Source organism: Fictibacillus sp. NRS-1165 (genome assembly GCF_050468105.1).
Taxonomy (GTDB): domain Bacteria; phylum Bacillota; class Bacilli; order Bacillales; family Fictibacillaceae; genus Fictibacillus_C; species Fictibacillus_C terrinigri.
This window is the reverse complement of record NZ_JBDPNU010000001.1, coordinates 19100-33092: the sequence shown is the minus strand read 5'-3', so window position 1 is coordinate 33092 and position 13993 is coordinate 19100. Positions and strand designations below refer to the sequence as shown.

The 13993-nt window shown below is 42.6% G+C and carries 12 protein-coding genes; 11 read left to right on the top strand and 1 reads right to left on the bottom strand.

Annotated elements, in window-relative coordinates:
• Nucleotides 1-3: 3 nt before the first annotated feature.
• The 9 genes from pyc to ABHN01_RS00140 all read left to right on the top strand — a co-directional run bounded on the left by pyc (nucleotide 4) and on the right by ABHN01_RS00140 (nucleotide 11842).
• A complete protein-coding gene (pyc, locus tag ABHN01_RS00180; protein ID WP_429873864.1) occupies nucleotides 4-3450 on the top strand; it encodes a pyruvate carboxylase in 3447 nt (1148 codons plus the stop codon).
• Between the two features lie 454 nt (nucleotides 3451-3904).
• Nucleotides 3905-4840 (top strand): heme o synthase, encoded by a 936-nt coding sequence (gene cyoE / locus ABHN01_RS00175; RefSeq protein ID WP_429873863.1) that lies wholly within the window; start codon nucleotides 3905-3907, stop codon nucleotides 4838-4840.
• 187 nt (nucleotides 4841-5027) lie between these two features.
• Nucleotides 5028-6044 carry a cytochrome c oxidase subunit II gene (gene coxB / locus ABHN01_RS00170; RefSeq protein ID WP_429873890.1) on the top strand — a complete coding sequence of 339 codons (1017 nt, stop codon included), beginning with the start codon at nucleotides 5028-5030 and terminating at the stop codon, nucleotides 6042-6044.
• A gap of 35 nt (nucleotides 6045-6079) precedes the next feature.
• On the top strand, nucleotides 6080-7924 hold the full coding sequence (gene ctaD / locus ABHN01_RS00165; RefSeq protein WP_429873862.1) for a cytochrome c oxidase subunit I: 1845 nt from the start codon (nucleotides 6080-6082) through the stop codon (nucleotides 7922-7924).
• The gene (locus ABHN01_RS00160; RefSeq protein ID WP_290399688.1) at nucleotides 7924-8544 is read left to right on the top strand and encodes a cytochrome c oxidase subunit 3; all 621 of its coding nucleotides are present in this window, start codon (nucleotides 7924-7926) and stop codon (nucleotides 8542-8544) included. Before ctaD ends, ABHN01_RS00160 begins: the two co-directional genes overlap by 1 nt.
• A 3-nt stretch (nucleotides 8545-8547) precedes the next feature.
• Entirely contained in the window at nucleotides 8548-8889 is a 342-nt protein-coding gene (locus ABHN01_RS00155; RefSeq protein ID WP_429873861.1) for a cytochrome C oxidase subunit IV family protein, read from the top strand.
• Between the two features lie 79 nt (nucleotides 8890-8968).
• Entirely contained in the window at nucleotides 8969-9820 is an 852-nt protein-coding gene (locus tag ABHN01_RS00150; protein WP_429873860.1) for a cytochrome c oxidase assembly protein, read from the top strand.
• Between the two features lie 104 nt (nucleotides 9821-9924).
• A complete protein-coding gene (locus ABHN01_RS00145) occupies nucleotides 9925-11112 on the top strand; it encodes a GNAT family N-acetyltransferase (RefSeq protein ID WP_429873859.1) in 1188 nt (395 codons plus the stop codon).
• 13 nt (nucleotides 11113-11125) lie between these two features.
• Nucleotides 11126-11842 (top strand): nucleotidyltransferase domain-containing protein, encoded by a 717-nt coding sequence (locus ABHN01_RS00140; protein WP_429873858.1) that lies wholly within the window; start codon nucleotides 11126-11128, stop codon nucleotides 11840-11842.
• A gap of 45 nt (nucleotides 11843-11887) precedes the next feature.
• Here the strand turns inward: ABHN01_RS00140 and ABHN01_RS00135 are convergent, their stop codons facing one another.
• A complete protein-coding gene (locus tag ABHN01_RS00135) occupies nucleotides 11888-12235 on the bottom strand; it encodes a YugN family protein (protein ID WP_290399683.1) in 348 nt (115 codons plus the stop codon).
• Between the two features lie 176 nt (nucleotides 12236-12411).
• On the opposite strand from ABHN01_RS00135, the gene ABHN01_RS00130 reads away from it, so the two are divergent.
• Together ABHN01_RS00130 and ABHN01_RS00125 are read left to right on the top strand one after the other, a co-directional pair.
• Complete coding sequence (locus ABHN01_RS00130; RefSeq protein WP_354005836.1) at nucleotides 12412-12831, top strand: CBS domain-containing protein; 420 nt, start codon at nucleotides 12412-12414, stop codon at nucleotides 12829-12831.
• 118 nt (nucleotides 12832-12949) lie between these two features.
• Nucleotides 12950-13975 carry a CAP domain-containing protein gene (locus ABHN01_RS00125; RefSeq protein WP_429873857.1) on the top strand — a complete coding sequence of 342 codons (1026 nt, stop codon included), beginning with the start codon at nucleotides 12950-12952 and terminating at the stop codon, nucleotides 13973-13975.
• Nucleotides 13976-13993: the final 18 nt, after the last annotated feature.

The following is a 13993-nucleotide window of genomic DNA, read 5'->3' as shown; positions in this document are numbered from 1 at the left end:
CCGATGTCACAACAGCAAATCAGAAAAATTTTAGTTGCAAACCGCGGAGAAATTGCCATCCGCATTTTTCGCGCATGTACTGAGCTGGGAATCCGTACGGTAGCGATTTACTCCAAGGAAGATTCAGGTTCCTATCATCGATACAAAGCAGATGAAGCCTATTTGGTTGGAGAAGGTAAAAAACCGATTGATGCTTATTTGGACATTGAAGGTATTATCGCCATTGCAAAAAGGAACGGGATCGACGCTATTCACCCCGGCTATGGGTTCTTATCGGAGAACATCCATTTTGCAAAGCGCTGCGCTGAAGAAAATATTACATTTATCGGACCGAAGCAGGAGCACCTTATTATGTTCGGTGATAAAGTGAAAGCAAGAGAAGTTGCTGTTAGTGCAGGGCTTCCCGTTATTCCAGGCTCAGACGGGCCGGTGAACAGCCTTGATGAAGTAAGGGCATTTGCCGGGGAACATGGTTATCCCATCATCATCAAGGCCTCTCTAGGCGGCGGCGGAAGAGGAATGCGGATCATTAGAAGTGAGAATTCACTGGCGGAAGGTTACGAAAGAGCCAAATCAGAAGCGAAAGCTGCGTTTGGTGAGGATCAAGTATATGTCGAAAAATTTGTTGAAAAGCCAAAGCATATCGAAGTTCAAATTCTTGCTGACTCAGATGGTAACATCGTCCATTTGTTCGAGAGGGACTGCTCTGTACAGAGAAGGCACCAAAAAGTGGTCGAAGTGGCGCCAAGTGTTTCACTCAGCAAGGAATTAAGGCAGGAAATATGCGAATCGGCTGTTCAATTGATGACACATATCGACTATTTAAACGCTGGAACGGTAGAGTTCCTCGTTACGGATGACGGCAGATACTATTTTATTGAAGTAAATCCGCGTGTACAAGTAGAACATACGATAACCGAAATGGTTACCGGCGTTGATATCGTCCAGACACAGATCCGGATTGCGCAGGGGAACCAGCTTCATGGTGATGTGATTGCCATTCCTCATCAAGAGGATATCTCCTGTCACGGATATGCGATCCAGTGCCGGGTAACTACCGAAGATCCAGCCAACAATTTCATGCCTGATACAGGAAAGATTAATGTTTATCGTTCGGGCGGGGGGTTTGGCGTCCGTTTAGATGCTGGGAACGGCTTTCAGGGCGCAGTCATAACACCGCACTATGATTCTTTGCTTGTTAAGCTTTCAACATGGGCTCTGACCTTTGATCAAGCGGCTGCTAAGATGCTCAGGAACCTTAAAGAGTTCCGTATCCGCGGTATAAAAACGAATATTGAATTCCTTGAGAATGTTGTAAAGCACAAGTCGTTTCTTACGGGGAACTATGATACGTCTTTCATTGACACATCAAATGAGCTGTTCATTTTCCCTAAGAGGAAAGACCGGGGAACGAAAATGCTAACGTATATCGGGTCCACAACTGTAAACGGTTTTCCGGGCATGGAAAAAATCAAAAAACCTGCGTTTTCCAAACCGCGACTCCCAAATGTGAAGACAATTGAAAAGCCTGCAGACGGAACGAAACAGATCCTTGAACAGCATGGTGCAGACGGGCTTGTGAATTGGATTAAAGAACAGAAGAAGGTTCTTTTGACCGATACGACCTTTAGGGACGGGCATCAATCCCTGCTGGCTACCCGGATGAGGACGAACGACCTGCTTCATGCGGCAGAACCAACAGCAAAACTATGGCCTTCTATGTTTTCCCTTGAGATGTGGGGAGGAGCTACCTTCGATGTAGCGTATCGTTTCCTGAACGAAGACCCTTGGCATCGTCTCCTCAAGCTTCGTGAAAAAGTTCCAAATATTTTATTCCAAATGCTGCTGCGGGCTTCCAATGCAGTAGGCTACAAAAATTATCCTGATAATGTCATTGAAGAATTTGTAGAAAAATCTTCAGAAGCCGGAATTGATGTATTCCGTATTTTTGATAGTTTGAACTGGGTTGAGGGAATGACAGTTGCGATCGATTCAGTCAGGAAGAACGGAAAAATAGCTGAGGCAGCTCTATGCTATACAGGCGATATTCTTGATTCTTCGAGGACGAAGTATAATGCAGAGTATTATATTAAAATGGCAAAAGAATTAGAAGCCGCTGGTGCGCATATCCTTGCCATCAAGGATATGGCGGGTCTGCTGAAGCCCCAGGCTGCCTATGAACTTGTTTCACGGTTAAAAGAAAATATCAGCCTTCCTGTACACCTGCATACCCATGATACAAGCGGGAACGGAATATTCACTTATTCAAAAGCGATAGATGCAGGAGTGGACATCGTAGACGTTGCTGTGAGCTCAATGGCAGGGGGGACTTCCCAGCCTTCAGCGAACTCGCTCTACTACGCCCTTGCAGGAAATGAGCGCCAGCCTGATGCCGATATCGGCAAACTACAGGAGCTGAGCTCATACTGGGAGGATGTGCGAAAGTATTACCAAGGATTTGAAAGCGGAATGAACGCACCTGATCCAGAAGTATATGAGCATGAGATGCCTGGCGGACAGTTCAGCAATCTTAAACAACAGGCAAAAGCGGTTGGACTTGAAGAAAAATGGGATGATGTGAAAAGAATGTACCGCCGCGTCAACGATATGTTCGGTGATGTTGTAAAGGTGACTCCATCCTCAAAAGTAGTCGGAGATATGGCATTGTTTATGGTTCAGAACGATCTAACAGAAGATGATGTGTATGAAAAAGGAGAAAAGCTGGATTTCCCTGATTCCGTCGTTGAGTTTTTCCAGGGTTATATCGGCCAGCCGTATCAGGGCTTTCCTAAAGAACTTCAGCAGCTGATCCTGAAAGGAAGAGAGTATATCACTCAGCGTCCTGGTGAATTGCTGGAGGCAGCTGACTTTATAGACATTAAAGAGACGCTGTTCCATAAGCTGAACAGGCAAGTGACCAGTTTTGATGCGATATCCTATGCACTTTATCCGAAGGTTTTGTTGGATAGGGAGAGAATGTATGATCAGTTTGGCGATCTTTCAGTACTTGATACCCCGACTTTCTTCTATGGCATGAGGCTGGGTGAGGAAATTGAGGTTGAAATTGAACAAGGTAAAACCCTTATCGTAAAACTGGTATCTATCGGAGAACCGCAAAAAGACGGTACGAGGGTCGTTTATTTTGAGCTCAATGGACAGCCGAGGGAAGTTGTCGTTAAAGATGAAAGCATCAAATCGGCAGTCGCCGTAAAAAGAAAAGTAGATCCGTCCGATCCGGGCCATATTGGCGCAAGCATGCCTGGAACTGTCGTCAAGGTATTGGTAGAAAAGGGCGAAAAAGTTAAAAAAGGTGACCACTTGATGATCACAGAGGCGATGAAAATGGAAACCACCGTCCAGGCACCATACGATGGAATTGTTAAAGAAATCCACGCATCCAACAGCGAAGCAATAGCACCAGGGGATTTATTGATCGAGTTAGCAAAGTAGGAATGCACCCATAAATCTATTGGGGATTTATTGATTGAATTGGCTAAGTAAGATACTTGAATAAATCCTTGATTTTAAAAGAATAGCTTTTTTAAAAGGCATTTCTCTTTTGTGAGAAATGCTTTTTTTATGGAGGATCAGTTCAAAGAAAATTCACAAATTTGTTAAATTTCAGCCTTATACTAAAGTTTGCCAAAACATAGGAATAATATAGGAATCTGTCTATCCGAGTCGAAGTATACAAACCTTTTAAATTGTTTTATAATGTTTTAGAAACATGTCTGCCGTATCACAACATTTTGTGATAAATTTCGCAAATATGTGAGAAAAGAAAGGCGTTTTACATATTGATTTCCGATTCATTACTATTTAGAATAAAATATGGCATTTTACCTGGATAGTTTCTCAAAAACCGGAAATGGAAGGAAACTTGCCTGTAAAGGAGGTGTATACGGTGAGCAAAACTCAAACGACATTTGATGATGCTGACAACGTGATCAAGGCTGATTCTTTACCGGAAGCTAATCCGACAGGTACGTGGAAAGATTTCCTCACAATTGCCAAGATGGGAATCGTTATTTCAAACCTTATCACTGTATTTGCAGGTGTTTTTCTTGCCATAAAGTTTAACGGACTTCTTTTTGCAGATGAGCTGAACGTGCTGGTTCTTGCTGTTGTTGGCTCGGCCTTGGTGATCGCGGGAGGCTGCTGTTTAAACAATTACATAGACCGCGATATTGACGGTTTGATGGATCGTACAATGGACAGACCTACGGTAACTGGAAAGATTGAGGCACATCAAGCATTGTGGATGGGGATTATTTTATCTGCCATTGGTGTCATTCTCCTTGCAATGACAACGCTAACAGCCGCTGTTTTTGGCCTTATTGGTTTATTTGTGTATGTGGTGGTCTACACGATGTGGCTAAAAAGATCTCATTCTATCAATACAGTTGTGGGGGGAATTTCTGGAGCAATGCCGCCGCTGATCGGATGGGCCGCAGTCGATGCAAACCTCGATTTGATGGCTTGGATACTTTTTCTCATTATGTTTCTATGGCAGCCTCCGCATTTTTTGGCACTAGCCATGAAGAGATGTGAAGAGTACAGGAAAGCAGGAATTCCGATGCTTCCAGTCGTTTCAGGATTTAAAATGACAAAGCGCCAGATGATCTGGTATGTAGCTGCTCTCATCCCGGTTTCCTTGTATTTGTACCCATTTGGAAAGGTATTTACCACTATAGCCGCTGTTTTGGGAATCGGCTGGCTGGTCCTTGGTTTATCGGGCATCTGGACAAATGATGACATCAAATGGGCAAGACAGATGTTTGTCTATTCTCTTAATTACTTGACTATCTTATTTGTCGCTATGATTCTCGTAAACATCTAATATCGATTTCAGTCAGGACCAACCCTTGGTTTCGGCTGGATGAATATATTTAAGACCTTTTATATAAAAGGGCTTACATTGATTTGCTATTTGCTGCTTAATGTAAACGGGCACTGGCCGTTTATAACAAGCAGGTAATAGATTTTAGTAGCTGAACTACAACGAGAAAGTGGGGTTTTATGAAGTGATGAGAAATTTGCTGCGTAAAGGGCGGGTAATCCCTTTGTTTGCAATGCTGGCGCTTCTGCTGATGGGTTGTGGTGATCCAACTCTGTCTGCGCTTCTGCCGCAAGGTGAAGTAGCCACCAAACAATACTCTTTAATGGTGCTGAGCCTGGCAATTATGATTTTTGTATTGTTGGTCGTTTTTATCATTTATGTATTTGTTTTAGTGAAATTTCGAAAGCGCAAGGGCGATGACACGATTCCTGAACAAGTGGAAGGAAACCATCTGCTCGAAATTCTTTGGACTGCGATTCCAATCCTTTTACTGATTATTCTGGCGGTTCCAACGGTTATGCAGACTTTCGATGTGTCTGCGAAAGATAAACCTAAAAAGGGAGAGCTATCTTTAAAAGTTACCGGCCATCAGTACTGGTGGGAATTTGAGTATCCGAAAGAAGAGATTATTACGTCACAGGAACTCGTGCTTCCAGTGAACACAAAAGTACACGTCGAGCTGTCTTCAGCTGATGTTATCCACTCTTTCTGGATTCCATCCCTTGCCGGTAAAACGGACACCAACCCAGGTGATGGCAGCAAGAACTACATGTGGATCGAAACAGGAAAGAAAGAACAGGTGTATAAAGGGAAATGTGCTGAATTATGCGGTGCTTCTCATGCCCTCATGGATTTCAAAGTAAAAGTCGTTTCCAAAGAAAAATATGAAGCTTGGGTAGATTCATTCAAGAAGGCAAGCGGCAATGCTACAGGAAATGCTGCTGAAGGACAAGAAATATTTAAAAAGAACTGTTTATCTTGCCACGCGGTAGGCAAAGACGGCGGAAACACCGGCCCTAACCTTACTGGTTTCGGTGATAAACAGCGTGTTGCCGGTGTACTTGAGCACAACAAAGAGAACGTTGAAAAATGGATTAAAAATCCTCAAAAAGTAAAGCCAGGCAATAACATGCCGAACGTGCCCCTTAACGATGAAGAAGTTGACGCAGTAGCTGACTATCTTCTTAGTCTAAAACTTCAATAGACATTAGGAGCTGTTTGTAAAAAGGAGGTAAAAAGGTGTCTACTCACGCAAGTCACACAAAGAGAAGCGGGCTGATGGACTGGCTCACTACTGTTGACCATAAAAAAATCGGTATACTATACCTTATAGCTGGCGGTTTCTTCTTCATTATTGGAGGAATCGAAGCGATGTTAATGCGTATTCAGTTGATAAAACCGGAAAATGACTTTGTCGCTGCCGAGACGTTTAACCAATTGCTGACGATGCACGGTACTACCATGATTTTCTTTGCAGCCATGCCGTTGATTTTTGCTTTTATGAATGCTGTAGTCCCATTGCAGATCGGTGCAAGGGACGTTGCCTTTCCATTTGTTAATGCGTTGGGGTTCTGGCTATTTTTCTTCGGTGGAGTACTACTGAATTTAAGCTGGCTCTTAGGGGGAGCTCCTGATGCTGGTTGGACGGCTTATGCGCCTCTGTCAACAACGTCCGGAGGACCAGGAGTGGACTTTTATGTACTCGGAATTCAGATATCGGGTATAGGAACCCTTATAGGGGGGATTAACTTCCTTGTAACGATCATCAACATGCGTGCACCTGGTATGACATTCATGCGTATGCCTTTGTTTACCTGGACCGCATTCGTTACGTCAGGTTTGATTCTATTCGCATTCCCTCCATTAACGATTGGTTTATTTATGTTATCTTTTGACAGGGTCTTTGATGCAAACTTTTTCAACCCGGACAATGGCGGGAATATCTTGATTTGGGAGCATATCTTCTGGATCTTCGGACACCCGGAAGTTTATATCCTGATCTTGCCTTCATTTGGTGCGATCAGTGAGGTAGTTGCTACATTCTCAAGAAAACGTCTTTTCGGATACAGTGCCATGGTGTTCGCGACCGTTTTGATTGGTTTCTTAGGATTCATGGTTTGGGTCCACCATATGTTTACGGTAGGCCTTGGTCCTGTAGCTAACTCGATTTTTGCCGTAGCAACTATGGCTATCGCTGTTCCTACAGGTGTTAAGATCTTTAACTGGCTTTTTACGATGTGGGGCGGAAGAATCGTATTCTCAACAGCCATGCTTTGGGCGGTTGGATTTATCCCGACATTCGTAATGGGTGGGGTAACAGGAGTTATGCTTGCCATACCTTCAGCCGACTACCAATTCCATGACAGCTATTTTGTTGTTGCCCATTTCCATTATGTAATTGTGGGTGGGGTAATACTTGGACTATTTGCTGGCCTGTACTATTGGTATCCTAGAATGTTTAACAGGGTTTTGAATGAAACTCTTGGAAAAATTCATTTCTGGACGTTCTTTATCGGCTTCCATCTTACATTCTTCCCTCAGCATTTCTTGGGCCTCATGGGTATGCCGCGCCGTGTATTTACATACCTGTCTGGGCAGCAGCTGGATCAATTGAACTTTATCAGTTCAATCGGTGCCTTCTTGATGGCAATCGGTACGATTGTATTATTTATAAACATTATCATCTCAGCTTCAAAAAAATATGCACCTTCTTCCGATCCTTGGAATGGAAGAACATTGGAATGGGCCATTCCGTATCCTACACCTGAATATAACTTTGCACAAACACCATTGGTTCGGGGACTTGATGCCTATTGGATTGAAAAAGCAGCTGGGAATAAAGGCATGACGCCTGCAGAACCAGTGGGGGATATCCACATGCCTAATCCATCCATCCTCCCGCTCTTTATGTCAATCGGGCTTTTTATCGCAGCGTTAGGATTAATTTATAATCATATGACGGTAACAATCATTGGAATAGTCGCCACGTTTATTTGCATGTTCTTACGTTCAATCATTGACGACCATGGCTTCCATATTCACAAAGAAGAAGTTGAAGCTGATTTAAAGGGGGTTAAAGAATAATGCACGCGGATGAACGATTAAATGATGCTAACTTTCCAGAACATCCCGAAAAAGCCACCCTTGAAGGCAAAAATAAATTTTTAGGCTTTTGGCTCTTTCTTGGAGGAGAAACCGTTTTATTTGCAACATTGTTCGGTACCTATTTAGGTCTTCGCCACATGAACATGGACGGACCGACGACTGAGGAGCTGTTTAAGCTTCCTACTGTATTTTTGGCAACAATGCTCCTGTTAACGAGTTCTTTAACGAGCGTGTATGCTGTACTCGCATTGAAACAAAACCGTGTCCGAAATCTTCAGGGGTGGTTCCTTGTAACCTTGTTACTAGGGCTTGGGTTCCTTGGCCTTGAAGTGTATGAATTTATGGAATATGTTCATGAAGGGCATACTTTTACAAGCAGTGCTTTTGGTTCTGCCTTCTATACATTGGTAGGATTCCATGGAGGCCACGTAGCATTCGGCTGCCTTTGGATCATTACACTGCTCGTGCGCAACTGGAATCGCGGAATTACACTTGTAAACGCGCCTAAGTATTATTTATTTGCCCTCTATTGGCATTTTGTAGATGTCGTTTGGGTATTCATTTTCACTGTTGTGTATCTTATGGGGAAGGTGGGTTAAGAAATGGCTAATCACAGCAACCCTGAAACCAGTGTTCACCGCAGCGAGGCACTGCAGCGTAAATTGGCGTTTAAAGAAGAGAGAAAACACCATAATGTTTCATTCATCATGATGATCCTTTTAACTCTGATTGCATTTTACGCCATTTGGAGTGATAAAGTAGCTGATTCTTTTGCAGTACTATTTATCCTGGTACTTGCAGTTGTTCAAGTGTTCTTTCAATTGTATATCTGGATGCATTTAAGTCATAAGGGCCATGACTTCCCGCTTTGGGGAATGGCTGCTGGAATTCTTGTTGCTGCCATCACAGTGGTTGGTATCGCAGGCATGATCTGGACGTCTTAAATAGGAAAATGGCTGCTTAGTGCAGCCATTTTCCATAAATTTTGAATATCCCTGCTTTCCATGGAAAGGAGTTTATATAATGGGTCATACGATGGCACATGAAAAAATCAGTGATTTTAGTTTTTACAGCCTTTATCGGCCGGATATTTTTATCTTAATATTAATGGTTGGAATTTTATATTATAAATTTTATGGCAGCAGGACCTCCAATTTTCAAACGACCAAACTTCAAAAATTCTTTTTTACTGCAGGCCTTGTTTTTTTATATGTCGCTAAGGGCAGTCCTTTGAATGTGATCGGCCATCATTATTTATTCAGCGTTCATATGGTTGAAATGGCAGTGAGCTATTTAGCGGTTCCTCCGCTGATGATTCTTGGAATGCCGCATGGTTTTTACAGAAAGTGGTTCGGACTGCAAAATAAGCTGATGAATACCATTAGTTTTTTAACCAAGCCGCTCATCGCGATCTTGTTATTTATAACCCTTTTTTCCATTTACCATATGCCTGTAATCTTTGATGCAGTTATGGCAAACGGGTTAATCGCTTTAATAAGCCATACGATTTTGCTCCTTACTGCTTTTACCATGTGGTGGCCTGTTTTATGTCCAATTGAAGAGTTGAATACTTTATCTGACCTGCAGAAAGTGGGATATGTATTCGCAAGCGGTGTATTACTTACACCGGCCTGTGCTCTGATCATGTTTGCCAATGATTTGCTCTATGCCACCTATGCAAATGTTCCAGAGCTGTATTCTTTCCTGCCTCCGATGGAAGACCAAATGACGGGTGGAATTGTGATGAAAATTCTTCAAGAGGTGGTCTACGGCTTTGTTCTTGGACACATTTTTTATAAATGGGTGAAAAGAGAACGGGCGAAGGACAAGGAAGACTTGGCACTGATCAAGATGAGTGCAGCAAATAATTCATAAAGCCATGAAGTTAACCGCAAGCCGGTTAACTTTTTTTGTGGAAAAAAAAGAGTTGAAACCGATTATGTCGAATGTTTAACTAGAGAGAATAAGGAGGAAAACCAGTGATAAGAAATCTTGAAAAGAAAGAACTGATGCAATCTCTTGAGCTTTCTCAATATGCATTCAGGTACACATTATCAAAAGAAGAAATCGAAAAGAGACTTAACAATCTCGATCCTGCTACAGTTTACGGTACTTTTGACGAAAATGGAAAGCTATTGGCTAAACTGCACTTGCTGCCTTTCGAGGCTTACTTCGGAGGAAAATCCGTGAAAATGGGCGGCTTGGCGGGAGTGGCGACTTGGCCGGAAAACCGAAGAAAGGGACTGGTCAGGGAACTGCTCAGACATTCTTTGGAGGCAATGAATAGCTCAGGAACCTATCTATCTATGCTTCATCCGTTTTCGGTGAAATTTTACAGGAGCTTTGGATGGGAACTAACGTGTGATTACAAGAAATACAAAATACATAAAACTCAATTCCCGCCCTTCCACGAGGTTAGTGGGAGCGTGGAACGGCTCACTTCCAATGATGGGCACATCCTATACCCGATATACGAACGTTTCTCAGAACGCTATAACGGCTCGTTGAAGCGGAATGAAGCCTGGTGGAACAATAATGTTCTTCGTGACTTGAAAATTGCGCTATACCGAGGAAAAAACAATGAAGGCAAAGGTTACATCCTTTATTCCATAAAAGACAAAGTGATGGTGATCGACGAGTTTGTTGCACTGGACCGAGAAAGCTGGGAAGGGCTTTGGAACTTTATCAGGAATCATGATTCGATGATTGAGGAGGCCACTATCATTGCTCCTCCCGATGATGAACTGGGCTATTATTTAGAAGATCCAAAAATTCATCAGGAGCAGCATAGTTATTTTATGGGGAGAATTGTAAACGTCCTTGAGGCTTTAAAGGATTATCCGTTCAATCAGATTGAAGGCGGGACCTTATTCCTTCACGTGGAAGATGCCTTTGCGGAATGGAATCGAGGAACCTATGCCATTACAGCAGAAGGCAGCCGGCCAAACATAAATTTCTTTCCTGCCAAAGCGGGTGAAAAGTCATGCCAAGTGACGCCTAAACGGGGAATTACCCTTGGAATAAGGGAGTTGTCTGCCATTCTCTTTAATTATAAAAAACCGAAAGATCTATTGCTTCATGGAAGGATTTACGGAAAAGAGGAAGATATTACATTGTTTGAGTCACTGCTCCCAGAGCATACACCTTTTATTTATGACTTTTTTTAAGGAGAAGGATAGGATGCCAAAAAGACAAAATGCCATTGAAGCCGCCAAAAAATTTGTTGATCATTATTTTCCTTCGGGTGAGGTTGCTTTTCTAGCAGGGAGCATCGTCAGAGGAGAGGGTACAGAAAGCTCAGATCTGGATATTGTTATTTTTGATGCTTTGGCAGACCATTCGTTTAGAAAATCATATGTAGAGTACGGATGGCCAATCGAAGCTTTCGTTCACAGCTTTCAATCCTATAAGGTCTTCTTTAAGGAAAACAGAGAAAGGGCAAGGCCTTCACTTCCTCAGATGTGTGCTGAAGGTATTATATTGAAAGACAATGGACAGGCATCTGCGATTAAAAACGAATCTTTAGCTCTGTTAAAAAGAGGCCCATTACCTTGGAAATCCAAAGAAGTAGATGCTGCCCGTTATGGAATCTCAAATCTCCTCGATGATCTTGATGGATCCAACAATCCATTCGAGGATCTTTTCATCGTTTCAAAATTGGCCGAAATGATTCATGAATTCGTGCTTCGGGTGAATGGGTGCTGGATTGGAGAAGGGAAATGGATGGTAAGGGCTTTAAAGGAATTTGACGAAGAGTTTGCGCTGCAATTCGTTCAGGTGTTCGATTCCTACTATAAAAACAGGGATAAAGAGGATGTAGTACGTTTTGCGGATCATGTTCTCGAGCCATATGGCGGACGGCTTTTTGAAGGATATTCACTCGGAAAACATGAATAAAAGTAAACCCTTTCCGAGAGGAAAGGGTTTTTGTTCATGCAGGCTCTATTTAATTTCTTCAATCACTTGATTGATCAGTCTTTTGCAATGGTCCGTAATATTTTTAGGAAACTCCTCATCATATTCTACCCCATGAGGATAATAATGTTTCCCAAGGTAAGGATCAGAGAGTTCGATCTTTGCGTGAGGGGTTTCAACTTCGCCCTCTGTCACACGGCATGGGAAACGCAAGTAGTATACATCACCATTTGTCATATCTTCGAACTTATAATCGTATGTAATTCTTTCATAATCCCATTGTCCTGCCCGGATAATTCCGTGGTTATGCATGATATGTTCAAGAATTGAAAATTGGACAACTTGCCCCTTCAGGCCGCTTTCTTCAAATAACATTTCCTTAACCTCCCACTGTTCATGTAAACCTTTACCTATCTATGATAGTATGAAAGCGTTCAAGATGCAATCGTTGTCATAATATTTCCCCTTTAATGAAGGTTGTATAGAATGTCTGCTAAAGTGAACACTATTCCTGATAAAAAATCTGTTTGGAGGGATTACTTTTGAAAACAATGAGAGACATTATGACAACAAACGTGGATGCTTGTTCACCTCAGGAGACTATCTATGATATTGCAGTGAAAATGAAACAGGATGATGTGGGAGTCATTCCAGTATGTGAAGGAAAGAAACTTCTCGGGGTGATCACGGACAGAGATATCGTAATCAGGGCGGTGGCTGAAAAAAAACAAGGATCAACGAGAGTGACAGATGTTATGAGCAGTGAACTCGTGACAGGCAGCCCCGACATGACCATCGAAGAAGCTTCCAAACTTATGTCCAAGGATCAGATACGCCGCTTGCCGATTGTGGAGAACAGCACATTAGTTGGAATTGTTTCGCTTGGTGACATCGCAGTGCACAAAGAAACAGACTCAAAAGCAGGTATCGCATTAAGTGAAATATCGGAACATAGAGATCAGCTTCAGTAAATCAGAAGAAAAGGTTATGTAAAAAAGCGCCTAATTAAGGTGCTTTTTTAATTTATAGACAAATTCCACATTTGTGAGATACAGTTATGACAGGTATGTTTTGAAGGGAGAACCACTTTTGAAGAAAACTGCAATTCTAACTTTTTTAGGAATTCTGATTACTTTTTTCTTTTTGGACAGCTGTGATCAAAATACGTATAACGACCCTGGAAGACAAGAGCAGCATAATATTCCCCAGGAGAGTATTCACACGTTGAAAATTGAAAAGTCGACTGTGGCTAATTTGGTGGGCAAAGGCGAAAGCTATCTGACCAAACGGCTCGGGCCGCCTGACCGGATCGACCCATCGTCCTATGGTTATGACTGGTATGTTTATTCCAGATCAGAAAACCAGTATTTGCAGGCTGGCGTGAAAGACAATAAAGTGGTTACCATTTTTGCAGCAGGGGATGGAGTGCCGAATAAGCCGTTTAAGATTGGCCAGCCTGTAACTTCCATTCTTAAGCGCGTTCCCGTAAAAAGTGAGGTCACCGTTAAAAAGGGTCATGATTTCTTCCGTTTTGAACTTTCGGAGGAAGAAATGAATACCCGGCCGCTGATTCCTTTTCATGGTATATACGCCCAGCTGTATTTTGATAAATTTACACAGGAGCTTTCGAGTATCAGGTATCTGGATAAAGAAACGTTGCTGATACAAAGGCCTTATTCTGTCGTATATAGAGGAAGCTTGAAAAAGCAGCCATCATTTTCAAGGGAAAAGCAAAGAAAAATAGAAAAAGGCCAAGAACAGCAGATTTTGGATATTACGAACGTTATTCGCCTACAACATGGTTTGGAACCTTTGGAATGGGATAGCAGGGCAGCGAACGTAGCGTTTCTTCACAGCAAGGAAATGGAAGATCTCCACTATTTTTCTCATACGTCCCCAGCTTCCGGTGATTTGGCTGACCGCCTGGATGCGGGAAAAGTGAAGTATACACAAGCTGGTGAGAACATCGCGGCAAAGTATACAGATGGCCCGGCTGCCGTCGAAGGATGGCTGAATAGCCAAGGTCACCGGGAAGCGCTCTTAAATAAGGAATATAGCCGGCTGGGTGTAGGAGTTTATAGGAGCAATTTTACTCAGAATTTTATTACGCCTTGATGAGGGATAAGGGAGAGG

Bases quoted from the DNA above. Each gene is read 5' to 3' on its own strand.
- ABHN01_RS00160 (WP_290399688.1), top strand. From the start codon at position 7,924: ATGCACGCGGATGAACGATTAAATGATGCTAACTTTCCAGAACATCCC.
- coxB (WP_429873890.1), top strand. From the start codon at position 5,028: ATGAGAAATTTGCTGCGTAAAGGGCGGGTAATCCCTTTGTTTGCAATG.
- ABHN01_RS00140 (WP_429873858.1), top strand. From the start codon at position 11,126: ATGCCAAAAAGACAAAATGCCATTGAAGCCGCCAAAAAATTTGTTGAT.
- ABHN01_RS00135 (WP_290399683.1), bottom strand. From the start codon at position 12,235: ATGTTATTTGAAGAAAGCGGCCTGAAGGGGCAAGTTGTCCAATTTTCA.
- ABHN01_RS00130 (WP_354005836.1), top strand. From the start codon at position 12,412: ATGAGAGACATTATGACAACAAACGTGGATGCTTGTTCACCTCAGGAG.
- ABHN01_RS00150 (WP_429873860.1), top strand. From the start codon at position 8,969: ATGGGTCATACGATGGCACATGAAAAAATCAGTGATTTTAGTTTTTAC.
- pyc (WP_429873864.1), top strand. From the start codon at position 4: ATGTCACAACAGCAAATCAGAAAAATTTTAGTTGCAAACCGCGGAGAA.
- ABHN01_RS00155 (WP_429873861.1), top strand. From the start codon at position 8,548: ATGGCTAATCACAGCAACCCTGAAACCAGTGTTCACCGCAGCGAGGCA.